At 71.5% G+C, this 22,531-nt stretch carries 14 protein-coding genes; 5 read left to right on the top strand and 9 right to left on the bottom strand.

Going from position 1 to position 22,531, the window contains the following annotated elements; genetic code table 11:
* Position 1 precedes the first annotated feature (1 nt).
* Together I4J89_RS06840 and I4J89_RS06835 are read right to left on the bottom strand one after the other, a co-directional pair.
* Positions 2–2,929 carry a glycoside hydrolase family 48 protein gene (locus I4J89_RS06840; RefSeq protein WP_373688103.1) on the bottom strand — a complete coding sequence of 976 codons (2,928 nt, stop codon included), beginning with the start codon at positions 2,927–2,929 and terminating at the stop codon, positions 2–4.
* A gap of 198 nt (positions 2,930–3,127) precedes the next feature.
* Positions 3,128–5,920 carry a cellulose binding domain-containing protein gene (locus I4J89_RS06835; protein WP_196412986.1) on the bottom strand — a complete coding sequence of 931 codons (2,793 nt, stop codon included), beginning with the start codon at positions 5,918–5,920 and terminating at the stop codon, positions 3,128–3,130.
* 387 nt (positions 5,921–6,307) lie between these two features.
* Here I4J89_RS06835 and I4J89_RS06830 point away from each other — a divergent pair, with 387 nt between their 5' ends.
* The 4 genes from I4J89_RS06830 (at position 6,308) to I4J89_RS06815 (ending at position 11,420) form a co-directional block, all read left to right on the top strand.
* On the top strand, positions 6,308–7,666 hold the full coding sequence (locus I4J89_RS06830) for a UDP-glucose dehydrogenase family protein (protein ID WP_196412985.1): 1,359 nt from the start codon (positions 6,308–6,310) through the stop codon (positions 7,664–7,666).
* Positions 7,667–8,045: 379 nt separating this feature from the next.
* Positions 8,046–9,413 carry an ABC transporter substrate-binding protein gene (locus tag I4J89_RS06825; protein WP_196412984.1) on the top strand — a complete coding sequence of 456 codons (1,368 nt, stop codon included), beginning with the start codon at positions 8,046–8,048 and terminating at the stop codon, positions 9,411–9,413.
* 160 nt (positions 9,414–9,573) lie between these two features.
* Positions 9,574–10,509, top strand: a complete 936-nt coding sequence (locus I4J89_RS06820; protein ID WP_230858548.1) for a carbohydrate ABC transporter permease — start codon at positions 9,574–9,576, stop codon at positions 10,507–10,509.
* The gene (locus I4J89_RS06815; RefSeq protein ID WP_196412982.1) at positions 10,509–11,420 is read left to right on the top strand and encodes a carbohydrate ABC transporter permease; all 912 of its coding nucleotides are present in this window, start codon (positions 10,509–10,511) and stop codon (positions 11,418–11,420) included. The genes I4J89_RS06820 and I4J89_RS06815 overlap by 1 nt, the downstream gene beginning before the upstream one ends.
* Positions 11,421–11,873: 453 nt before the next feature.
* On the opposite strand, the gene I4J89_RS06810 is transcribed toward I4J89_RS06815, so the two are convergent.
* Entirely contained in the window at positions 11,874–13,610 is a 1,737-nt protein-coding gene (locus I4J89_RS06810; RefSeq protein WP_196412981.1) for an MFS transporter, read from the bottom strand.
* The gene (locus I4J89_RS06805) at positions 13,610–14,230 is read right to left on the bottom strand and encodes an NADPH-dependent FMN reductase (protein WP_196412980.1); all 621 of its coding nucleotides are present in this window, start codon (positions 14,228–14,230) and stop codon (positions 13,610–13,612) included. Before I4J89_RS06805 ends, I4J89_RS06810 begins: the two co-directional genes overlap by 1 nt.
* Positions 14,231–14,291: 61 nt before the next feature.
* Between I4J89_RS06805 and I4J89_RS06800 the strand changes: the two genes are divergently transcribed.
* A complete protein-coding gene (locus tag I4J89_RS06800) occupies positions 14,292–14,666 on the top strand; it encodes a MerR family DNA-binding transcriptional regulator (RefSeq protein ID WP_196412979.1) in 375 nt (124 codons plus the stop codon).
* Here I4J89_RS06800 and I4J89_RS06795 read toward each other — a convergent pair.
* The 5 genes from I4J89_RS06795 to I4J89_RS06775 are packed head-to-tail and all read right to left on the bottom strand — an operon-like array spanning position 14,661 to position 22,452.
* On the bottom strand, positions 14,661–15,224 hold the full coding sequence (locus I4J89_RS06795; protein WP_196412978.1) for a hypothetical protein: 564 nt from the start codon (positions 15,222–15,224) through the stop codon (positions 14,661–14,663). The genes I4J89_RS06800 and I4J89_RS06795 overlap by 6 nt on opposite strands.
* Positions 15,217–15,885, bottom strand: coding sequence for an ABC transporter ATP-binding protein (locus I4J89_RS06790; RefSeq protein WP_196412977.1), 669 nt, complete (start codon positions 15,883–15,885; stop codon positions 15,217–15,219). The genes I4J89_RS06795 and I4J89_RS06790 overlap by 8 nt, the downstream gene beginning before the upstream one ends.
* The gene (locus I4J89_RS06785; RefSeq protein ID WP_196412976.1) at positions 15,882–16,847 is read right to left on the bottom strand and encodes an ABC transporter ATP-binding protein; all 966 of its coding nucleotides are present in this window, start codon (positions 16,845–16,847) and stop codon (positions 15,882–15,884) included. Before I4J89_RS06785 ends, I4J89_RS06790 begins: the two co-directional genes overlap by 4 nt.
* Positions 16,847–19,507: an FtsX-like permease family protein gene (locus I4J89_RS06780; protein ID WP_230858479.1), complete on the bottom strand. Its 2,661-nt coding sequence runs from the start codon at positions 19,505–19,507 to the stop codon at positions 16,847–16,849. Before I4J89_RS06780 ends, I4J89_RS06785 begins: the two co-directional genes overlap by 1 nt.
* Positions 19,504–22,452, bottom strand: coding sequence for an FtsX-like permease family protein (locus tag I4J89_RS06775; RefSeq protein WP_196412975.1), 2,949 nt, complete (start codon positions 22,450–22,452; stop codon positions 19,504–19,506). The genes I4J89_RS06780 and I4J89_RS06775 overlap by 4 nt, the downstream gene beginning before the upstream one ends.
* Positions 22,453–22,531 lie beyond the last annotated feature (79 nt).

Below are 22,531 nucleotides of genomic sequence, written 5' to 3'. Positions count from 1 at the left end.
ATCACCCTTGGGGGAAGAGCCGGGCGTAGTCGGCGTAGCCGGTGGCGACGTCGACCTGGGCCCAGAACCGGTGGTAGTTGAAGGTGGGCGCGGGTCCGCCCTTGAGGTACGCGTCGACCTTCGGGAAGTCCGGGTCGCTGCGGTAGAAGGAACGGATGTCCAGGAACGAGACGCCCGGCTGGATGACGTCACCGTTCGGCATCTCGCCACGCCAGCCCTGCGGGATGTAGATGCCCTGGCCGGTGGAGGCGTTGTAGACGTCGTCCATCCGGTTGTAGTCGGCCCGCGTCTCGGTCACCGACACGCCCTTGTCGTCCTTGTACGCCCAGATCGCGTCGAGCAGCCCCTTGGCCGCCGCCTTGGCCTGCGCGTTACCGGACTTCGCGGCGTAGAAGGTGAGCAGCTTGGCGTACGAGCCGGCCACACCCAGGTCCTGGCCACGGCTGGTGACCTCGACGTGCAGGTTGGTGTTCGGCTGCGGGTTCGACGCGTTCCAGGTGTTCGGGGCGCCCGTCCACTCCATGTCGGACGGGATGAGGAAGCTGTCCTCCTCGATCGTGGTGTTGGCCAGCGCCCACGGCACCCACTTGTCGAGCACCGCCTTGGCCTTGGCGTTGCCGGTCACGTAGTAGTACTCGGCCAGCCGCTCCAGGGACCAGGTCTGCATCCCGAACCAGCGGTTGGACGGCGGGTCCTCGTAGACCGGTGCCTCGACGTACGCGAGCCCGTAGAAGGTCGGCGTGCCGGCCGGCCGCGCCGAGTAGTTGCCGTTCCAGCTGTTGGTCGCGCCGCCGGCGATGGCACCCTCGGACGACTGCAGCCACTGGTAGAACTCGAGCTGCCGGTCGAGGCTGGCCTGCCAGTCGGCCTTGGCGGTCGGCGACTTAGGGTTGAAGGCGGCGACGTTGGACAGGATGTGGGCGGCCATCGGGTTCTGGTAGCCGAAGTGGCTGGTGCTGGACCCGATCCGCCACGCCCAGCCGGCGCTGGTGTCGTACGCGCCACCCCAGGCGTAGTACCACGACATCAGGTTGTTCGACGAGTTCTTGCCGGTGCCCGCCGGGCATGAGGTGGACGCGCAGCCGGGCTGCTTGAAGTACTTGTCGTAGAACGAGTACCGCAGGTAGTCGCCCATCTTGGCGGCGTTGGCCACGGCCGCCGAGATCTGCGACTGCTTGCCCTGCTCGGTGGCCCACACGTTGGCCCAGTAGGCGACCTGCACGGCCCGGGCGTCGGCGTCCGGCGCGTTGGTGTACTTCCACTGCTTGGCGTACGAGGCGTCCTTGGTGAACAGGTCGAGGTAGCCGTTCGGGCCGCCGTGCGCGAACGTGTCGCAGGACGGCTGCGGAACGGTCTCGAAGGTGGACTCCTGCGGGCCGCGCTGGAACGTGTTGATGTACGCGACCCGGGTGGTCCCGTCACCGCAGTGCCCGAAGCCGTACGTGTTGTCGACGTCGAGCAGCCAGTGCATGCCGTAGATGTCGTCGGTGCCGTACGCCGCCTTCAGTTCGGCCGCGAGCGGGTCGGTGCCGACCGACACGCCCTGGTCCAGCTGCGACGGGTACTGCGACGGCAGCGGGTACTCGGCCGCGTACGTGGCCGGCTTCTGCGCGTTGTAGTTGGCGTTGGTGGGCTGGTCGGCGTGCGACGGGATGATGTACTTCTCCATCGTCGCCCAGGCGTTGTTGAACGGCGCCCACTCGCCGGTGACCTGGCCGTGCTCGGCCTCCAGCCAGAGCCAGTAGCTGAACGCCTCACTGGTGGTCTCGTGGCCGTGGTCGGGCGCCTCGTCGATCAGCGTCTCGATCGAGTGGTAGGGCACGCCCTCCGGGCTGAAGTACCCGTTGGCCGGGTTCTTCAGGTCGTTGTAGAGCTGGGTGAACCGGGCGTCCACCGAGCCCTCGTCGATGATCGTGACACCGAGCTGGGCCGCCGTGTGCCCGCTCGCGGTGGCCGCGATGGTGGCGGTGGAGCCCACGGTGGCCGAGGTGGCCGCCGCGACCGCCACGTTCTGAGCGGTGTTCCAGTTCGACGGGGTGAAGGTGAGCGTGGCCGGTGTGGCGGTGACCGCCGTGGTGCCGGCGGTGCGGGCCACCGCGACGCTGACGTTGGCGGCCGGAGCCTTGCTCAGCTTCAGCTGCCACTGGCCGCTCTTGCCGGCCGCGAGGGCCAGCGAGGTGGCGTTGGCGACGATCGACGGGGTGGTCGCCGCGTCGACGAAGACCGGCACGTCGGCGGTGCTGCTCTTGAGACCGGCGCTGTCGAAGGCCACCGCCTGCACGCGGTACGCCGCGGTCTGGGCCGGCACGCCGTCCCAGGTGTAGGCGTACGGTGCGGTGGTGTCGCTGCCCAGCAGCAGGCCGTCGTGGTAGAACTCGACCCGGCTGATGGTCTGCCCGCTGGCCGCCGTGGCGTTCGCGGTGATCGGGATCGACGCCGGCGCGGTGTACCGGGTGTTCGCCGCCGGGCTGGTGATCTGCACGGTCGGCACGTTCGCGGTCTGGTTGCAGGCCGTCCCGTTCAGCGTGAACGCGGTCGGAACCGGGTTGGTCGAGCCGAACGTACCGTTGAAGCCGGTGCCGACGGTGGCGTTCGTGCCCAGATTGCCGTTCCAGGCGGCGTTGTTCACGGTGACGTGCTGGCCGGTCTGGCTGTAGACACCGCTCCAGCCCTGGCCCGCCTTCTGCCCGGCGTCCGGGAAGTCGAACTCCAGCCGCCAGGTGGTGAGCGGGTCTCCGGTGTTCTTGATCTGGATGTCGCCGGTGAACCCACCGGGCCACTGGCTCTGCACCTTGTACACGACTGTGCAGCCGGCGGCGGCGTACGCCGGGGCGCCGGCTGCGAGGACCGCGCCGGCGCCGAGGACGGCGACGCCGGTGGCGGCCAGCCTGCGGCGCAGGCGTTGACCGAATGGTCTGGAGCGAATCACGGGGTGTTCCTTTCCGCCAGGCCGGGGGGGGGGGGGGGCCCCCGGGCGGCCGGGGGGGGGGGGGGGGTGGGGTGGGGGGGGCTGGCGTTGCCCCTTGTGTGGGTGGCTCCGCCGGGGTTTTCCCTCCCCCCCCGGGGGGGGGCCCCCCGCCCCCCCCGCCCGGCCTGCGGGGACGGGGTGGTGCTGAGGAGGTGGTACTCAGGAGGTGGAGCAGCTGATCGGGGACGGAACGGGATTGGTGGTGCCGGTGGTGCTGCCGAGGAATCCGAAGGTGGTGGAAGCCCCGGACGAGAGGGCGCCGTTGTAGCCGGCGTTGACGACGGTCACGGCGGTACCGGACTGGGTGGCGGTGCCGCCCCAGCTCTGGGTGACGGTCTGGCCGCCGGTGAAGGCCCAGGTGACCTTCCAGCCGGCGGTGGCGGCCGTACCGGTGTTCTTGACGGTCACCTCGCCCTGGAACCCGCCGCCCCACTGCCCGGTGACCTTGTAGGTGGCGGTGCAGGCGCCGGTGGACGGGCTGGGCGAGACGGAAACCGAGGGCGAGACGGAAACCGAGGGCGAGACGGAAACCGAGGGCGAGACGGAAACCGAGGGCGAGACGGAAACCGAGGGCGAGACGGAAACCGAGGGCGAGACGGAAACCGAGGGCGAGACAGAGACCGAGGGCGAGACAGAGACCGAGGGCGAGATGGAGACCGACGGGGAGGGCGAGGCCGACGAAGAGCTGACCGACGGCGACGGGGACACCGGGCCGCCGGCGCGATCGGCGTACAGGATTCCGCGGCCGTTGGTGCCCAGGTACACCCGGCCCCAGACACGTGGGTCCCCGGCCAGGGCGTCGCCCGCGTTGCCGTACCGATGCTGGTCGTCGTTGATCCGCACCCAGCTCGCGCCGGTGTCGTCGGAGCGGAAGACACCGGCGAGGTCGTCGACCGTGCCCACCAGGAAGACCGCCGGGCGGGTCGCGCCCGGCGCGGCCTTGCCGAAGGCCACGTTGATGCCCTCGCTGACGCCGCCGGCGGCGGTGAAGGTCTTGCCGGAGTCGGTGGAGCGCAGCAGGCCGGTCTCACCGGCCAGCCAGACCTCGCCCGCTGCCCCGGGCACCGCACGGAGGTTGACCCGTCCGGTGGCCGGCATGGCGGCGGCCGACGCGGTGAAGGAGGCCCCGCCGTCGGTGCTGGTGTAGAACTTGCCCGCGGCGTACGCATAGAAGGTCTTGGGGTTGACCCGGTCCGACTCGACCTTGGCGCCGGCCGGGACGCCGGTCGACGCGGTCCATGAGCTGCCCCGGGTGGTCGAGTAGTGCACGCCGGTGCCGGCCGGCGACCAGACCACCGCGTTCGCGTCGGCGCCGACCGCGACGGTGCCGCCGCCGGTCACGCCGGACGGCTCCTGGCCCTGGTACCAGTTCTTGCCGCCGTCGTTGGAGACGCCGATGTGCGGCGCCGCGGAGTTGTTGCCGACCCGGACGAAGAACTGCGGGTTGAGCTCGGCGAAGTCCAGGCCGGTGTTGCTGCCCAGGTTCGGGCTGTCGTGGAAGCTCGCCGGTACCGCGTCCAGGTCGGCGTGATGAAAGCCGCCGACGTCGTAGAGGGCGCTGACCAGCGGCGCGCCGGTGGGCGGGCTGGCCAGGTCCTGGACCGCGGTCTCCTCGATGCCCTTGGCGAACGGCTTGATGGTGAAGGTGGTGTTCCGGTCCCAGTTGGTGAGCTGGGTGGTCCCGTAGACGGTGGCGCCGGTGCCGTAGAGCAGCCGGTCGGAGTTGAACGGGTCGATGGCGAGGGACTCGTTCATCCAGCCGAGCTTCGGGGCCTCCTCCGGCGGTGCCGGGTTGCCGTTGAAGTCGAGCCACGGGTTGGCGGAGATGTCCATGGTGTAGCGCTTGGTCCGGTTCGGGTAGCCGTTCCAGTCCCAGATCCGGGTCCAGGTGGCGCCGTAGTCGGTGCTGCGGAAGAAGACCGCGTCCGGGAACCAGGAGATCTGCGTGGCGACCATCAGCGTGCCGGGCTTCTGCGCGTCGACGGTGAGACCGGAGTAGCCGTAGTAGCGGTCGGCGACCGGGGTCGGCGAGATGTCGGTCCAGGTGCCGGTCGTGGTGTCCAGCCGCGCCACCTGCCCGGCCGTCCCGTCGTACGGCCCGCCGGTGTCACTGGTCGCGATGAACAGGTACTTGCCCTGCACCACGCCCTTGTGCGCGAGGTATCCGGTGGGCTGGCCGGGGATGCGCTCCCAGGTGGCGCCGGAGTCGAGCGAGCGGTAGACCGGGTTCTCCTTGTCCGCCACGCCCACGTAGATCGCAGACGACGCCGGATCGAAGGTGACCCAGGTGAGGCCCTGGTTCTGGCTCAGGTAGCCGTTGGTGTCCGACGGGTCCTGCACGTAGTTGCCGGCGTTCGGAAAGTTGGTGACCTTGGCCCAGGTGACGCCAAAGTCGGTGCTGCGCCAGAGCCCGTTTCCGCCCTCCGCGGCGAAATAGACGTTCCGGTTGTTCCGCGGGTCGACGGCGAGCCGCTCCCCCATGCCCCGGCCGGGCATGTTGCCGCCGACCTTGAACGGCAGCGCGGTCCGCTGCCAGGTGTTTCCCTTGTCGGTGGAGCGCAGGATGGCCCCGCTGTTCGGGTCCCAGCTGTTGGTGTACATGCCGACCGCGGCGTAGACCCGGTTGGTGGCGACCGGGTCCGGCGCGATGCTGAGCACCCCGTTGTGGCCCCAGTCGCTCTGCCCCACCCAGTCGAGCAGCGGGGTCCAGGACTGGGCGGACTGGTTCCAGCGGTACGCCCCGCCGATGTCGGTCCGGGCGTAGACGAGGTCCTTCTCCCCCGGGTTGAAGACGATGCCCGGTACGAAACCACCTCCGTCGATGCGGACGTTCTTCCAGGTGTACGGCTCGCTGGAGGCCGCGGTGGCAGCGGGTGGCCCGGAGACGACGGCGACCGCCGTCGCGGCTGTTACCAGGGCGGCGACCAGCGCACCGCCGGGGGACCATCGCATCGCGTGACCTTCCATCGACGAACGTTCATGTGGGAGCGCTCCCAGAGAGCGTCGGTCGCCGTCATCGTGATGTCAAGAGCCGGAAACTCCGCGTTGACATCAGGCACATCGCGCGACTACGGAGCGTGACGAATGGCCGCCTGCTGTTGTCGGCCCCGGATTCAATGGACCGAAGACCGGGTAGACCCCCGCCACGGAGCCCCCGCAGGCCGGGACGAAGAGGGGCATCCAGTGACAAAATGAGGGCTTTTCCGCTGTGTATCATTCGGCGGAACACGCAGGCCGACGCCACCGGAACGTCGTCCAGCCGGCCCGTCGAGAGGCCGGCGGGCCGCGGCCGGCGGTACGTGGCGTAACCCCGGCTCGCGTAGCGGTGGAGGAGATTGCATGAAGGTTTGCGTTGTCGGCACCGGCTACGTCGGTCTGACCACCGGCGTCAGCCTCGCCTTCCTGGGACACGAGGTGACCTGTGTCGACCTCGACCAGGCGAAGGTCGACATGCTGCGGGCCGGACGCTGTCCGATCTACGAGCCCGGCATGGAGGAGCTGCTCGCCGAGGCCGCGCCGAACCTGACGTTCACCACGTCCTACGACGACGGGGTGCCCGGCGCCGACGTCGTCTTCGTGGCGGTGCAGACGCCGTCCGCCGAGGACGGCAGCCCGGACCTGCGTTACCTGCGCAGCGCGGCGGAGAGTGTGGCCCAGGCGCTGAACCACGACTTCACCGTGGTGGTCAACAAGTCCACCGTGCCGATCGGCAGCGGGAACTGGGTGGACGCCATCCTGCGGGACTCGTTCACCCAGCGGTCCGAGACGCCCGGCGAGTTCGCGGTCGCCTCCAACCCGGAGTTCCTGCGCGAGGGCAACGCCATCGCGGACACCCTTTACCCGGACCGGATCGTCATCGGCTCGGACAACCCGCGCAGCCTCGAGGTGCTCAACCGCCTCTACCGGCCGATCATCAACCAGACCTTCACGCCGCCGACCTTCCTGCCCCGGCCGGAGGACGTCAGCGCGGTGCCGCTGGTCTCCACCGACCTCGCGTCGGCCGAGCTGATCAAGTACGCGGCAAACGCCTTCCTGGCCCTGAAGATCAGTTACGCCAACGAGATCGGCCAGCTCGCCGCCAAGGTCGGCGCGGACATCACCGAGGTGGCCCGCGGCATGGGCCTGGACCAGCGGATCGGCTCGCGGTTCCTGCAGTCCGGCGTGGGCTGGGGCGGCTCCTGCTTCGGCAAGGACACCAAGGCGCTGATCGCCACCGCGGCCGAGTACAACCTCGAGATGCCGATCGTGAAGGCGGCCCGCGACGTCAACCAGCGGCAGCGCGCCATCGCGGTGGAGCGGCTCCAGGACGAGCTGCGCATCCTCAAGGGCCGCAAGATCGGCCTGCTCGGGCTGGCGTTCAAGCCGAACACCGACGACCTGCGCGACGCGCCGGCGCTGGACATCGCCAACTCGCTGCTCGCCCGGGGCGCCCGGGTGAAGCTGCACGACCCGGTGGCGACCGAGCGGTTCCGGGTCGAGCAGCCGGAGCTCGCGCCGTACCTGAGCGAGACGATCGACGACCTGTTCGCCGACTGCGACGCCGTCGTGCTGGTCACCGAGTGGGCGCAGTACCTCGAGCTGGACTGGTCCAAGTTCGTCGGGCTGATGCGTACGCCGGTGGTGCTCGACGGGCGGCACGTGCTCGACGCCGAGCGGATGCGCCGGATGGGCTACCGGTACCTGGCCGTCGCCCGCTGACCGGCCCGCTGACCGCACGTACCTCTATCGCCGTGGTGGCCTCCGGGCCCCACGGCGATACCTTTTCGCGGGTGAACCCCTGATGCGCGAGTTCCCGGCAGAAGCAGCTTCCCCCGAAGGTTAACAAAACCGACTCACTGTTCACGGTACGCCCGGTTCACGCGGGAAAATAGGTGTATAAGAGGGCAAGGCGCTAAGTGCTTTCGCCAATCTTCTTAACCGGTTAAGGTTCTCAGGTGTCGCAGCGATATCGTTACCGACTCGATCACGGCGAAATCATTGCGCAACTTGCTGGTTACCTCTTGACTGTTGGTCAAGAAGCGCTTCGGACGGCGGCGTCGTCAAGACGCCGGAGGCGCTACATGACATAGGGAGCGGTATGTTCGGTCAACGTGGGAGTTCGCGATCCCGGGTCGCGCTCGCCGGTGCCCTCAGCGTCGGGCTGGCATTCAGCCTGACCGCTTGCGGCGGAGACGACGACTCGGGAGGCGGGTCCACCGACACAGAGGCGTCGGCCATCGACTGCGCGCCGTACAAGGCGTTCGGTGAGCTGACTGGCAAGACGGTAACGATCTACACGAGCATCGTCACCCCGGAGGACACTCCGCACAAGGACTCTTACAAGCCCTTCGAGCAGTGCACCGGCGTCACGGTGAAATACGAGGGCGACAAGGCCTTCGAGACTCAGGTCCTGGTTCGCGCCAAGGCCGGCAACCCGCCGGACGTGGCCTACGTGCCCCAGCCCGGCCTGCTGCAGCAGCTCGTCGCCACGGGCAAGGCCGTCGCGGCTCCGCAGGAGACCGAGGCGAACGTCGACCGGTTCTTCGGCAAGGACTGGAAGGCGTACGGAACGGTCGACGGCAAGTTCTACGCCGCGCCGCTCGGATCGAACGTGAAGTCGCTGGTGTGGTACTCCCCGCAGGAGTTCAAGGACAGCGGCTACACGGTCCCCACCACACTGGACGAGCTCAAGACTCTGACCGACAAGATGGTGGCGGACAAGAAGAAGCCGTGGTGCGCCGGCATCTCCAGCGGTGAGGCGACCGGCTGGCCTCTCACCGACTGGATGGAGGACTTCATGCTCCGGACCGCCGGTCCGGAGACCTACGACAAGTGGGTCAAGCACGAGGTTCCGTTCAACGGCCCCGAGGCCACCGCGGCTCTCGACGCGGTCGGCGGCTACCTGAAGAACGACCAGTACGTGAACGGCGGTCTCGGCGACGTCAAGAGCATCGCCAGCACCACGTTCCAGGACGCCGGCCTGAAGATCCTCGAGGGCTCCTGCTCGCTGCACCGCCAGGCGAGCTTCTACGCGGCGAACTTCGACAAGGACACCAAGATCGCCGAGGACGGCGACGTCTACGCCTTCTACCTTCCGGGCAAGGACGCCACCACCAAGCCGGTGCTCGTCGCCGGTGAGTTCGTCCTGGCGTTCGCGGACCGTCCCGAGGTCAAGGCGTTCCAGACCTACCTGTCCAGCGACGTGTGGGCCAACACCAAGGCCAAGCTGTCGTCGGGCTGGGTGAGCGCCAACAAGGGCCTGGACCCGAACAACATGAAGAACCCGATCGACAAGCTCTCCGCGACGATCCTGCTCGACCCGAACGCCACGGTGCGCTTCGACGGCTCGGACATGATGCCCGCCGCGGTCGGCTCGAACGCGTTCTGGAAGCAGACCACCAACTGGATCACCGGCCAGGACACGAAGACGACCCTGGACAACATCGAGAAGGCTTGGCCGCAGTAATGCACTGAGTACCACCGCGGGGCCGGTCGGGGATGCCCGACCGGCCTCTAGCAGTTCGGCCGTCTTTGCTTTTCACTAGTCTTCTTGCTGGGATTCCACCCTGGGAGGAACGGGCCGCGTGTTCACCACCGCCTCCACCACCACCGATAAGATCGTCCAGATGTTCGCGGCGATCCTGCTGTTCGCCGCCGTGGTCGGCTTGATCCTGTTCATCGCCGGTCGTTTCGCCGGCAAGCGCGACCGCACGGTCGCGTACCTCTATCTCGCCCCCGTCGTGCTGATGCTCAGCGTCGGGCTCCTCTACCCCGGTGTCCGCACCATCTACGAGTCGTTCTTCAACGCCGCAGGTGACGCCTTCATCGGGATCGACAACTACAAGACCATCTTCACCGACTCGGAGCAGCTGGTCGTGCTCCGGAACACGGCGTTGTGGGTGCTGCTGACACCGTTCGTGGCGACCGCCGTGGGCATGCTCTACGCCATCCTGGTCGACAAGGCGAAGGGTGAGGCGTTCGCCAAGGCGCTGATCTTCCTGCCCATGTCGATCTCGTTCGTCGCGGCGTCGGTGATCTGGAAGTTCATGTACGAGTACCGCCCCGACCAGGGCAACGTGAAGCAGATCGGTCTGGTCAACCAGGTCATCGTCTGGTTCGGCGGCGAGCCGGTCCAGCTGCTGATCGACTCACCGCTGAACACGTTCCTGCTGATCCTCGTGATGATCTGGATCCAGGCGGGCTTCGCGATGACCGTGCTCTCGGCGGCCATCAAGGCGATCCCGGACGACATCATCGAGGCCGCCCGCCTCGACGGCGTCGGCCCGTGGGGCATGTTCCGTTTCGTCACGCTGCCCGCGATCCGCCCGGCGGTGATCGTCGTGCTGACCACCATCGCGATCGGCACGCTCAAGGTCTTCGACATCGTGCAGACGATGACCGGCGGCCGGTTCGACACGAGCGTGATCGCCAACGAGTTCTACAGCCAGAGCTTCCGCAGCGCCAACCAGGGTCTCGGCGCGGCGCTCGCAGTGGTGCTGTTCGTTCTCGTCATCCCGATCGTCGTGTACAACATCCGGCAGCTTCGCCGTTCGGAGGCGTGATGACCACCGCTACTCCCCTCACCACCACGCCACCGATCGCCGTGGACAAGAAGGAGTCCACCGCCTCGAAGGCGAAGAAGAAGCTCACCTCGCCGTGGGCCTCGCTGGCCGCGATCGTCATCGCGGTGCTCTGGACGCTGCCGACGTTCGGTCTGCTGATCTCCTCGTTCCGGCCGGAGCGGGCGATCAAGACGACCGGCTGGTGGACGTGGTTCTCCGACCCGACCTTCACCCTGGAGAACTACCAGTCGGTGTTCGACCCGGACGCGATCAACCTGGCAGACTTCTTCCTGAACTCGGTGGTCATCACCCTGCCCGCCGTGATCATCCCGCTCTGCCTGGCGTCGCTCGCGGCGTACGCGTTCGCCTGGATGAAGTTCCCCGGCAAGAACGTCCTGTTCATCGCGATCTTCGCGCTGCAGATCGTGCCGATCCAGGTGACCCTGATCCCCCTGCTGACGCTCTACGTCGACCTGGGCATCGCGAACACGTTCTGGACGCTGTGGCTGTCGCACTCGGCGTTCGCCCTGCCGCTGGCGATCTACATCCTGCACAACTTCATCAAGGAAGTACCGTCCAGCCTGATCGAGGCGGCCCGCATGGACGGCGCCGGCCACGTAGCGATCTTCTTCCGGGTGCTGCTACCGCTGCTCACCCCGGCACTCGCCGCGTTCGGCATCTTCCAGTTCCTCTGGGTCTGGAACGACCTGCTGGTCTCGCTGACCTTCGCCGGCTCGCCGGAGATCTCCCCGATCACCGTCCAGCTGTCCAACCTCAGCGGCACCCGAGGCACGGCCTGGCACCTGCTCTCCGCCGGCGCCTTCGTCTCGATCATCGTGCCGGTCACGGTATTCCTGCTGCTCCAGCGCTACTTCGTCCGAGGCCTCCTCGCCGGCAGCGTCAAGGGGTAGCGATCTAGCTCACCAACGCAGTCAGGGGCCGCATCCAGCAGGATGCGGCCCCTTTCCCTGCGCCCGCCTAACAAAGATCAACCCCTTTCCTGGTACGCGAGAACGGCCGTCCCCGCCGAACCGCCCCGTCCCGCCGAGCCGCGCGACCATCCACCACTCAAGGCCGAAACGCGCCCGCCGGGCCCTGGCGCGTGGCGCGCAGGCGGCGGCACGCAGGCGGCAGACGGCAGCGCGCAGGCGGCAGGCGGCCCACGGACGGCAGCGCGTAGATGGCAGGCGGGAGGGCGGAAGGCTGCCCGTGGGGGCGGCAGGCGGGGCGGGCGTCAGCCGCGGGCGGCCCGGCAGGCGGCAGGCGAGCTGCCGCTCTCAAGCGGCCCGGCAGGCGGCAAGCGGGCGGCGTCAGCCGCGGGCGGCGTCAACCGCCCGCGGCAGCGTCACCCGTGGGTAGCAGTGTCACCCGTAGGTGGCGGGGGTCGGCGTCGGGGTGCGGTCCGGGTGGAGGGATCGGGCGGCGATCGTGACGCTCAGGGCCAGCAGCAGGACTGCGAACAGGTACGTGCCGCCGACGGCGGCGGCGAGGCCGGATTGCTGGGCCTCGCGGGCCGCCGGGTTCAGGGCGAGCATCTCGGCCACTCCCCCGGCTACCCGTGCGGTGATCAGACCGCTCAGGATGACGGCGACGGCCGCGCCGCCGAGGGCGGAGGCCAGCTGCTGGGACAGGGCTAGGAGGGTGGTGCCGCGCGGTGTCTCGGGGTTCGCCAGATCGCGCAGCGCGACCGTCATGGTGGGCATGATGGTGGCGCCCGATCCGGCGCTGAGCAGCACCGATGCCGCGATGATCCAGGGATAGCCGGCCTCGGTGACGGTCGTCGCCGCCAGGCCCGCGGCGCCGAGCAGAGCCAGAGTCGTGCCGGTGAGCACGATCCGGCGCGGCGGGACCTTGTCGACGAGCCGGGTGGCGACCTGCGCGACCACACCCACCGCGACGGCCGAGGGCAGCATGAGCAGTCCCACCAGGCCCGCGCTGTCGCCCCGGACGCCCTGCACGTAGAGCGGCAGCACTGACATCGACCCGAAATAGGCCGCCCCGAAGCAGACCAGCACGGCCAGGCCGGCCCGCAACGGCCGGTATGCGAGCAGCCGCAGGTCGACGAGCGGATCCGGCACACGCCGTGCGCGGCGGACGAAAGCCGCGAGCAGCAACGCCCCGAACACGAGCAGCCCCGCAGGCAGCCCGGCCGCCGGCCAGGAGACGCCGCCGGGCCGGTCGAGCAAGGTGCCGCCGAGCACGACCAGCACAGCGCCACCGGACAGCTGGGCGAGCCCAGCCCAGTCCACCGGTACCGCACCCGGCGCCACCCGATCCGAGCGCCCAGACACCGCCCGGCCCGAGCGATCAGATACCGCCCGGCCCGAGCGATCAGATACCACCCCACTGGAGTCGTCAGACACCAGCTGGCCCGAGCCTTCGGGCAACGCTTGGCTGGAGCGTTCGTGCGCCGCCCGGTTGGAGGGTTCGGGCAACGCCCGGCCCGAGCCTCCGGGTAGCGCTTGGCTGGAGCGTTCAAGCGCCGCCCGGGCGGAGGGTTCGGGCGCCGCCCGGCCGGGCGCTTTCGGCGCGGCCTGCGCTGATGGGAGCGGGTCCGCGGGGAGGACGCGAGCGCAGATCAGCAGGGCTGCCAGGCCGAGCGGCACGTTGATCAGGAAGATCCAGCGCCAGGATGCGGTGTCGACGAGCCAGCCGCCGAGCAGCGGGCCGGCGGCGGGGCCGATCAGCAGCGGCAGCACCAGCAGGCTCATCAGGCGGCCGCGCTGGTCGCGTGGGGCGGCGCGCAGGCCGATGGCCTGGCCGACCGGGTTGAGCAGGCCGCCGCCCAGGCCCTGGAGTACCCGGAAGAGCGCTAGCGAGGCCGCGCTCCAGGCCAGGCCGGCCAGCACGGAGAACAGGGTGAAGACGAGGAGCGCGGTCAGGTACACGCGGCGGGCGCCGAACCGGGTTGATGTCCAGCCGGCGAGTGGGATCACCGCGACGATTCCGAGCAGGTAACCCGTGGTCACCCACTGCACGGCGGGCAACGTGGTGTTCAGGCCGGCGACGATCTCGGGCAGGGCCACGACGGTAACGGTGGTGTCCACCACGACCATCAGGCCGCCCAGCGCGAGGGTCAGGCCGATGCGCCGGACGCTCATCAGCGGGCGAACGGACGGTCGCGGCGCGCGGACCGCAGCACGGTGGCCCACCAGCCGAGCTCGTGCAGGGCGGCGTCGTACGCCTGCTCGACAGCGGCCGGCGGCGCGTAGCCGGCCGGTCCCAGATCGTCCCAGGGCGTGCGTAGCCCGACCACCCGGCGGGTGGTGACCATGTGCAGTTCGGCGAAGACGCCCCGCAGGTGCTCGGTGGCGAGCAGGCCGCCCTGCACGCCGTACGAGAGCACGGTGGCGGGCTTGAACATCCACTCCCGGTAGTGCCAGTCGATGAGCCGCTTCAGGCTGGCTGGGTAGCTGTGGTTGTACTCGGGCGTGACGAATACGAACGCGTCGGCGGCGTCGATCCGGGCGGCGACGGGTGAACCCGAACTGCCGCCGGGACGCAGCTCGCCGTCGCCGGGCAGCACGCAGTCGGCGCAGTCGATCAGGTCGACCTCGGCGTCGGTGGCTGCCCGGAACGCCGCCCACTCGGCGAGCGTGCGTCCCATCCGCTGGTCGCGGACGCTGGCCGCCACGACGGCGATCCGCAGAGGTTCTCCCCCGCCGGTGGCGGGCAGGGTGGCGGGCAGGGTGGGCAGATCCGTAACGGTCGTCTCAGTCATGGCGCCAGCCTCGGCCTTCAACATATGTTGAAGTCAAGGCGGCACCCGGGGGGAGCACGAGATGGCGACGGTCACCCATGACATCGGGGCGTACACACTCACCGTCGGCGAGGTCGCCGCCGCGGCCGGGGTGGCACCGTCAGCGGTCCGCTTCTACGAGGAACACGGCATCGTCCGGGCCGAACGGACCGCCGGTGGCCAGCGGCGCTTCGACGACGGCGCGGCCTGCCGGATCCGCGTGGCGAAGGTGGCGCAGCGGGTCGGGCTGACCGTCCGCGAGATCGCCGAGGTCTTCGCCGACCTGCCGCCCGACCCACAGCCGCAGGACTGGGGCGAGGTCGCCGAGCACCTGATCGCCGAGGCGGAGGCCAGGACCGCGGCGCTCAAGGCCTACCTGGGCGACATGCGCTCCGGTGCGAAGCTGTGTGAGCTATGAACCGGTCAGGGGAGCGCTATGGAGTCCTGTCACCAGATCCCGCAGCAGGGGCCCCAGGTCACCGGCCCGGGCGGTCAGCTGTGGCTGCGTCGGAGCCGGCTCCGTCAGTGAATCGCCGAAGGCGGCGACCACGGAGGCGTTCCGTGACCAGGCCGTGGCCTCTATCACCTCCTCGTTGACGACCGCCAGAGCCGGCACGCCCACGTCGGGCAACGTGACGAACGGCTGCACGTCGCCCTCGGCCTGCTCGCGCGTCGACTCGGCGAGGCCGTCCCAATAGCGCTCGTGCCGGGGATTCCGGTCGATGGTGTAGATCGCGGTGAACCCGGCCGGATCGCTCTCGCTTCCGTACCGGCAGTAGCCGAAGTAGACGTCCCCGATCGCACCGGACCACGGCAGGAGCGTGCCGTGGCTGACAGCGGCGAACGCCGGGACGGTCAGTTCCGGGCAGCGCTCACCGATGTCCGTCCAGGGCTGGGGTTCCGGTGCGCAGGCGCAGAGCAACGCGACAGTCGGGACTAGTGCGAGCAGCCGGGACAGGAATCCACCGCTAGACAAGACGGCCGTCGCGGAGGGTGAGGACCCGGTCGGCGCGGTCGATGAGGGCCGCGTCGTGGGTCGCGACCAGCGCGGTCATCCCCCGGGCGTCGACCACCGCGCGCAGCAGGTCCATGATGGCGCGGCCGGTGTCCGAGTCCAGCTGGCCGGTCGGCTCGTCGGCGATGAGCAGGTCCGGGTCGTTGGCCAGGGCGCGGGCCACCGCCACCCGCTGTTGCTGGCCGCCGGAGAGCTCGCCGGGGCGCTGCGCGGCCTGGCCGCCGAGGCCGACCAGCTCCAGCAGCACGGCGACCCGCTGGTCGCGTTCGGCGGGGTCGCGCCTGGCCAGGCGCATCGGGACGCTGACGTTCTCGGCGGCGGAGAGGATCGGGATCAGGCCGAACGACTGGAAGACGAAGCCGATCACGTCGCGGCGCAGTTCCAGGAGTTCCGCCTCGCCGGCCCCGGTGACCTTGCGGCCGGCCACCGTGATGGTGCCGGTGTCCGGCTTGTCCAGGCCGCCGATCAGGTTCAGCAGGGTGGTCTTGCCGGCGCCGGAGCGGCCGCGGACGGCGACCAGCTCACCCTTCGCGACCTCGAAGGAGACGTCGGTGAGGGCGTGCACGACGCGGTCACCGCTGCCGTAGTCGCGGCCGACGCCGGACACCTCGACGACGTTCATGCCTGGTCCTCCACGCTGCGATCGGAACTGCCGGGGCGGACCTCGACGTGGTCCGGTTCGAGGTTGAGGCGTACCCGGTCGCGCAGCGAGAGCGCCTCGACGAACGCGGCCGGCAGTTGCAGACGGCCGGCCCGGTCCAGCACCGCGTACTCCTCGGTGACGTGCTGTTCGGTCCCGTCCGCACCGATGCGCGCGCTCCGGCGTACCTCGGAGGCGGTTTTCCCGTCGCGGATGGCGACGGCGCGCCGCACATGGCCGGCCACGTTCATGTCGTGCGTGACCACCACGACGGTGACGCCCAGTTCGGCGTTCACCGTGCGCAGCGCGCCGAACACCTCGTCGGCGGTGGCCTCGTCGAGTTCGCCGGTGGGCTCGTCGGCGAACAGCACCTCGGGGTCGTTGGCCAGGGCCACCGCGACCGCGCAGCGCTGCTGCTCGCCGCCGCTCATCTGGTCCGGGCGGGCGTCGGCCCGGCCGGTGACACCGACCATGTCCAGCAGTTCCATCGCCCGGTCCCGTTTGCGGCTGCCGGCCAGCCGCATCGGTAGCTCGACGTTCTCCCGGGCGGTGAGGTACGGCAGCAGGTTGCGCGCCGTCTGCTGCCAGACGAAGCCGACGATCCGCCGCCGGTACTCCAGGCGTTTCCTCGCCGACATGCCGAGCAGCTCGTATCCGGCGACCCGGGCCATGCCGGCGGTCGGCTCGTCCAGTCCGGACAGGATGTTGAGCATGGTGGACTTGCCGGAGCCGGAGGCGCCCACCACGGCGAGCAGCTCACCGCGGTCCACCACCAGGTCCAGGCCCTGCAGGGCGACCACCTCGACACCCTCGGTACGGAAGATGCGCACCAGCCCGTCGCAGACGATGTGACCGCTGAGCCGGTCCTGTCCACCGGCCCGCGCGGCCGCCCGAGCAGCGGCCCGCCTCTCCAGATCGGCGAGGGTTGAATCAGCACTGCCCATCAGAGTTGCTCCTCTCCCAGCCGCAACACCGTGCCGAGGCGCAGCCGGCGGTTGGCGATGTCCTCGACCACCAGCGCGGCGGCCACGGCCAGCGCCGCGACCACCAGCACCCCGGCGGCGAGCAGCGGGTCGACGCTGATCCCGGCCGGCAGGCCGGCGGTGAAGTCGCTCAGGCCCAGAGCGGACCCGATCAGCACCGGCAGTGCGGTTCCGACCAGGCCGCCGACGAGCACGGCGACCCCGAGCAGGGGTACGAGTTCGAACACGAGCAGCCGCCGCCCCTGCCGGGTGGACAGTCCCAGCGTGCGCAGCCGGGACAGGGTCCGGCCGCGAGCCGGCGCGCCGGCCAGCACGGTGAGTGCGACCGCGAGCAGGGCGAGCCCGGCGGACGCCGCCACCCCGGCGGAGAAGGTGAAGCCGAGCACGCCGTCGACGCCGCGCTTGCCGAGTTCCGCGCGCAGGGCGGCCCGGGTGGTGAGCGTGGCCGGCATGGCCAGCTCGTACGCCTCGACGTCCTGCCCGGTCGCGTCCTTCGCCTGCCTGCTCTGGCCGGCGTCGGCGACCTCGCGTACCGCCCGCGGGTCGTAGGCGTCGCCGCGGAGCAGGATCCGGTTGGGCACGATCGGCTGGAAGTCCGGGATCGGCATGGCCTGCAGCGGCAGCGCCACAAAGTCGCGTACGTCGGTGCTGAGGCCGGGCACGGTGTCCTGGACGGCGGCGACCCGGAACGCGTACTGGCGGCCCTGCACCTCGACGGTGCCGCCGGCGCCGACCCGCTTGGCCAGCATCGGCGACACGACCGCGGGCACCTGCTCGCCGCCGGGGCGGGCCGAGGTGAGCACCTCCGGCATGCCGGGGATCGCGGTGGCGTCGGCCACGAGGCCCTGCGCCTGCACGATCAGCGGGCTGTCCTCGCCGCGGATGTTCGTCGCCGGTAACGCCAGCACCGGCACGGCGGCGTCCACACCGTCCAGCTCGGCGACCTCGGCCGCGGTGTCCGGGGCGAAGAGGAAGCCGGTGACCAGCGCGTCGGCCGGGATGGCCAGTTCGGCGGCGCGGTCCCGGGCGTGTCCCACGGTGGTCGTCACGGTGCTGCTGAAGATGCCGGTGGCGATCGCGACCACCAGCACGGCGAGCGGCCCGGAGCGCAGCGGGGCACCCCGGCTGGCGCCGCTGATCCCCAGGAAGACCACCGCACCGCGGGCGCGGGCGGCGAGCCGGCCGAGCCGGGCCAGCGGGAACGGCATCACCCGCAGTGCGACCAGGGAGGCGGCGAGCGCCAGCAGGACAGGGGCGGTGACGAGGTACGGGTCGACGCCGGCGCCCGCGTCGATGCCGCGCCGCCGGACCAGGTAGATGCCACCGGCCGCGAGGGCCACCACGAACAGTTCGGCGGTCAGCCGGCGTGGCGACGGCCGGTCGGCGGCCAGGTCACGCCGGTGCCCGGTGAAGTCGGGGTGGCGGGCGCCGGCGGCCGCGTACCCGGCCGGGGCGGCCACCGCGAGCAGCACGATCGCACCGGCCAGCAGCGGCTCCCAGGCGTCCGGCCGTCCACCGGTCAGCGCACCGGCCAGCCAGCCGAGCGCGGCGGCGGGCAGGACGACGAGCGTCGTCTCGCCGAGGGCACGGGCACCGATCGCCCGGACCGAGCCGCCCCGGGCCCGGATCAGCGCGTACTCGTTGCGACGGCGGTCCACGCCGAGCCGGGCGGCGAGCAGGATCAGCCCGGCCGCCGTGGCGAGCAGACCGGCCTGCACCACGGCGAGCAGCGCCCGGACCCCGCGCAGCCGCTCGTCGAAGTCGGCGAGCGTGGCGTCCACACTGCTCAGCAGCGTGCTGAACTCGGGCGGGTAGCGGCGCGCGGCGGCCACCGCGATGGTCAGGTCGCCGATCCGGTCGGCGGTCAGCCGCTGCGCGTCGAGCCGGTAACGCCAGCGTTCCCGCAGCTCGCCGGTGCGCAGGGCGGCCAGTTCCGCGCCGCCGCGGTCGGTCAGCAGGGTGGCCCGGAACCGGGTGCCGTCGTCCACGCTCGGGCAGGGAACCCGGGTCAGCTTCGAGTCGGCCCAGAACGCGGCGGCCGGGTCGACGGGTTCGTAGACGCCGACCAGGCTCACCTGCGCGGTACCCCACCGGGAGTGCATGGTGAGCGTGTCGCCGACCCGTACGCCCAGCGCCCGGGCCTCGTCGCGCCCGGCGATCGCCTCCGGCACCTCGCGGGACTGCGGAGCCCGGCCCTCGACCAGCCGGGTGGCCTGCTCGGAGCCGGTCTGCCGGCGGACCGCCGCCAGCGGCGGGCAGCTGCCGGGGTCGGCGGCGCCGACGGCCACGCCGGCCGGTCCCGCCTCGGCGACGAACCAGCCGTCCTCGATCAGCCCGGGCAGCGGCGCCGGAAGTTCCTGGCGGACCCGGTCCAGCTTCGCCGACTGATCGCCCGGCGGCCGGACCAGCGGGTCCAGGCCGGGCAGCGCGAACGTCAGGTCCCGCTGACTCGGCTCGAGACGCCCGATCTCGGCGCGCAGGCCCACGTCGGTGCGGTCGTTGGCGATCCGGGGCAGGCCGGACGCCAGGAACGCGGTGAGGACCACCAGGGCGGCGAGCAGGCCGAGCTGGCCGGCGTAGGCGCGTACCCGGCGCAGCGTACCCATCAGGTTGTCTCTCATCGATCCGCGCCCAACCGCAACCGCGCCGCTGGAAGCCGGCGTGCCGCCGAGGCCGCGGAGGCGGCGCTCAGCGTGAGCGCGATGCCGACCAGCAGCACCACGCTGGCCACCGTGGGCAGCCAGCCGACCTCGACCACCGGCTCCGGCACCGGCCGCACCGCGGTCGGGGTGAGCACCAGCAGCGGAGCCATCGCGCCCGCGACCAGCAGACCGACCGCCAGGCCGGCGAGCGCGCCCACCCCGGCGAGGAAGGCCTGCTCCACCACGAGCGAGCGGGCCAGCAGGCGGGGACCGGCGCCGAGGGTGTGCAGGACGGCCAGTTCGCCGGCCCGGCGCCGGGCGGTGGCCCGGGAGTCGGCCGCGATGCCGGCCGCGGCCAGCAGGACCGCGCCGAACGCGGCGAGGAAGAGCGCGACCCGGGCGCCCGCGCCGAAGGGGTCCCGGGAGGCGGCGTCGGCAAGCGCCCGGCGGTCGAGTACGCGCAGGCCGGTCAGGTCGTGTACGCCGGCCGGCGTGCCGCTGAGCCACCACTCGCCGGTGCCCGGGACCAGGCCCCAGCCTTCGAACAGGCGCGCGTCGAGGGTGGTCCGGTCGGCGACGATCGCCGCTCCGCCGGCGGTGCCCGGAACCCGGTCGACGACCGCGACCACCCGGATCGGCACCCCGGCGTTGCCCAGCTTCAGAAACGAGGCCTTGCCCACCTCGACGCGGAGTTCGGTCAGGGCGGCCGGGGTCATCGCGACCGGCACCGGGGACCGGGTGGGCATCCTGGTCACGGCGAACCGGCCGACCGACCGCAGCGCGCCGTCGCCCTGTGCGGCCGTCGCGGTGCCGGTCGGGCCGACCGCCTGCCACTCGCCGTCCTGGCCGGTCACCCGCCAGGTGATCCCGGCCGGCCCGGGGTCCACGATGAAACCCGCCAGGCCGGGTCCGGCGGCGGTGAAGTCCAGCGGCTTGCCCCGGTCGCTGGCGCCGAGGTCGATCCGGCGCCCGTCGGTGAAAACCGCGGTGGTGCGGGCCGGTCCGTCCGTGACGACACGCCCGGGACGCAGCTCGGTGGCCGGATTCTCCCGGCCGCGCGCCGCGGCGAGCTGCTGGAACAGCCGCCCGGGCGGACCGCCGGTGGCGTCGTCGCGGGCGAGCACCACCTCGGCGGCGGCCGCGGCGTCGATGGCCAGGAACTCGGCCGGGTCGGTGCCCGCGCTCAGCGTCATGCTCTCCCGCCAGGCCGCCGCGACGCGTCCCGTCCCGGGCAGTGCGGTGAGCTCGCCGAGCCGCCCGGCGGGGGCGGTGCCGCCGGTCTCGATCAGCCGGAAGTCCGCGCCGACCTGCTGTTCCGCCTGGTCGTCCAGGGAGGCCTGGGTGGTGCCGTTCAGTCCCCAGGAGACGGTGGCGGCCGCGACGGCGAGCGCCACCATCACCATCGGGCCGGCGTGCGAGCGGCGGCCGGCCTGCCAGGTGCCGAGCAGGCGGGCCCGGGTCACGCCGCGGTCCAGCCGGGCCGCCGCGAACCGGGCGATCGGCGGGAGCAGCCGGATGGCGAGCACGGCGCCGGTCAGCACACCGAGCGTGGGCGCCGCCGCCAGCAGCGGGTCGATGCCGAAGCCGGCACCCACCGGTGAGGAGTACTGGCGCAGCTGCACCCAGCCGAGCACGGCCAGAGCGACCACGACCAGGTCCACACCGGCACGGCGCAAGATCGGCAGCCGGGCCCGGGTCGCGGTCTCGGCCACGTAGGTGCGGCCCCGGCTCAGCGCCGGCAGGGTCAACGCGAGGACGCCGCCGGCCACGGCGAGCGCGGCGATCAGCCACACCGGGCCGTCCAGGCGGGCGTCGACGTCCAGGCCGCCGGGGACCGGGACGGTACGCACCAGGAACACCGCGAGCGGCGGGGCGAGCAGACCGGCCGGGAGCATCAGGACGAACGCCTCGGTCGCGGCGAGCCGGGCGAGCTGGCTGCGGGCAGCGCCCCGGGCCCGCAGCAGCGCGGTCTCCGATCGGCGGGCCTCGCCGAGCAGCAGGGCCACCAGGGTCAGCGCGTACAGGCCGAGGACGGCGAGCAGCAGCACCGGGGTGACCAGCGCGGAGCGGTTCACCAGGTCGGCGCGCTCCAGCCGGGCGGCCAGGCCGGGCAGGCCGCTGGTGATGGTGGCCGACGAACCCAGGCCGGTCCGTTCCGGCAGGGTCTCCGCGGTCGCGGTGGCCGCCTCGGCGGTACGGCCCACCCGCGCCAGCGTCGCGTCGGCGAGATCCGGCCGGGCCAGCCAGCCGGCCGAGGCGCCGGTGGCGAAGTCGCGGTCGAACGCGGCCCGGTCCACCACGATCGGGCCGTGCGTGGTGGACTGGGGCGCCCGGCCGGCGAACACGTCCGGGGTGAGCAGCCAGAACGGGTCGGCGGCGTCCCTCGGCCGCCAGATCCCGGAGACCGCGAGCGGCACGATCCGCTTCGTGCGACGGTCGGCCAGGCGCAGGGTGTCGCCGGTGGTGACGCCGAGCAGCCGGGCCACCGGCTCGGCCAGGGCGGTCGTCCGCGGTCCGGCCGGCCAGTCACCGGAGACCAGGGTGGCGTGGGCGGGCAGGTCTTCCAAGGCCACGACGGAGGCGTAGACCACGCCGTTCGCGTCGGCCGTCGCGTCCGGGCCGGGCCGGTCGACGGCCCAGCCGGAACCGTAGACGGCACCCTGGACAGTGACCGGGGAGCCGGCGAGGCCGCCGGCGTACTGGTCGCGTACCGCCCGGTCCCGGTCGGCGCCGCCGGTGCCGCGGATCAGCACGGAGCGTTCCCCCGGGCCGGAGGCGGCGACGGCCGCGCGTACCCCCGCTTCGCCTGCTGCTCCCGCATACGCGGTCAGGCCGGCCAGGAGCAGGACGGCGATGAACATGACCGCCGCCCCGGCGGCCAGCAGGCCCTTGGCGGCCGCGGCCCGCCGGATCAGCAACGCCATGGGCGACCCGGGACGAACATTTTTCGGATCTTGCCATATGGACAGCGGGCCGGTGGTACCCCACCGGCCCGCTGTCCGC

Source organism: Actinoplanes aureus (assembly GCF_015704865.1).
GTDB lineage: Bacteria > Actinomycetota > Actinomycetes > Mycobacteriales > Micromonosporaceae > Actinoplanes > Actinoplanes aureus.
This window is presented reverse-complemented; position numbering and strand designations above follow the sequence as displayed.

Bases quoted from the DNA above. Each gene is read 5' to 3' on its own strand.
- I4J89_RS06800 (WP_196412979.1), top strand. From the start codon at position 14,292: ATGGCGACGGTCACCCATGACATCGGGGCGTACACACTCACCGTCGGC.
- I4J89_RS06780 (WP_230858479.1), bottom strand. From the start codon at position 19,507: ATGAGAGACAACCTGATGGGTACGCTGCGCCGGGTACGCGCCTACGCC.
- I4J89_RS06835 (WP_196412986.1), bottom strand. From the start codon at position 5,920: ATGCGATGGTCCCCCGGCGGTGCGCTGGTCGCCGCCCTGGTAACAGCC.
- I4J89_RS06810 (WP_196412981.1), bottom strand. From the start codon at position 13,610: ATGAGCGTCCGGCGCATCGGCCTGACCCTCGCGCTGGGCGGCCTGATG.
- I4J89_RS06825 (WP_196412984.1), top strand. From the start codon at position 8,046: ATGTTCGGTCAACGTGGGAGTTCGCGATCCCGGGTCGCGCTCGCCGGT.
- I4J89_RS06820 (WP_230858548.1), top strand. From the start codon at position 9,574: ATGTTCGCGGCGATCCTGCTGTTCGCCGCCGTGGTCGGCTTGATCCTG.
- I4J89_RS06815 (WP_196412982.1), top strand. From the start codon at position 10,509: ATGACCACCGCTACTCCCCTCACCACCACGCCACCGATCGCCGTGGAC.
- I4J89_RS06790 (WP_196412977.1), bottom strand. From the start codon at position 15,885: ATGAACGTCGTCGAGGTGTCCGGCGTCGGCCGCGACTACGGCAGCGGT.
- I4J89_RS06830 (WP_196412985.1), top strand. From the start codon at position 6,308: ATGAAGGTTTGCGTTGTCGGCACCGGCTACGTCGGTCTGACCACCGGC.
- I4J89_RS06805 (WP_196412980.1), bottom strand. From the start codon at position 14,230: ATGACTGAGACGACCGTTACGGATCTGCCCACCCTGCCCGCCACCCTG.
- I4J89_RS06775 (WP_196412975.1), bottom strand. From the start codon at position 22,452: ATGGCGTTGCTGATCCGGCGGGCCGCGGCCGCCAAGGGCCTGCTGGCC.
- I4J89_RS06785 (WP_196412976.1), bottom strand. From the start codon at position 16,847: ATGGGCAGTGCTGATTCAACCCTCGCCGATCTGGAGAGGCGGGCCGCT.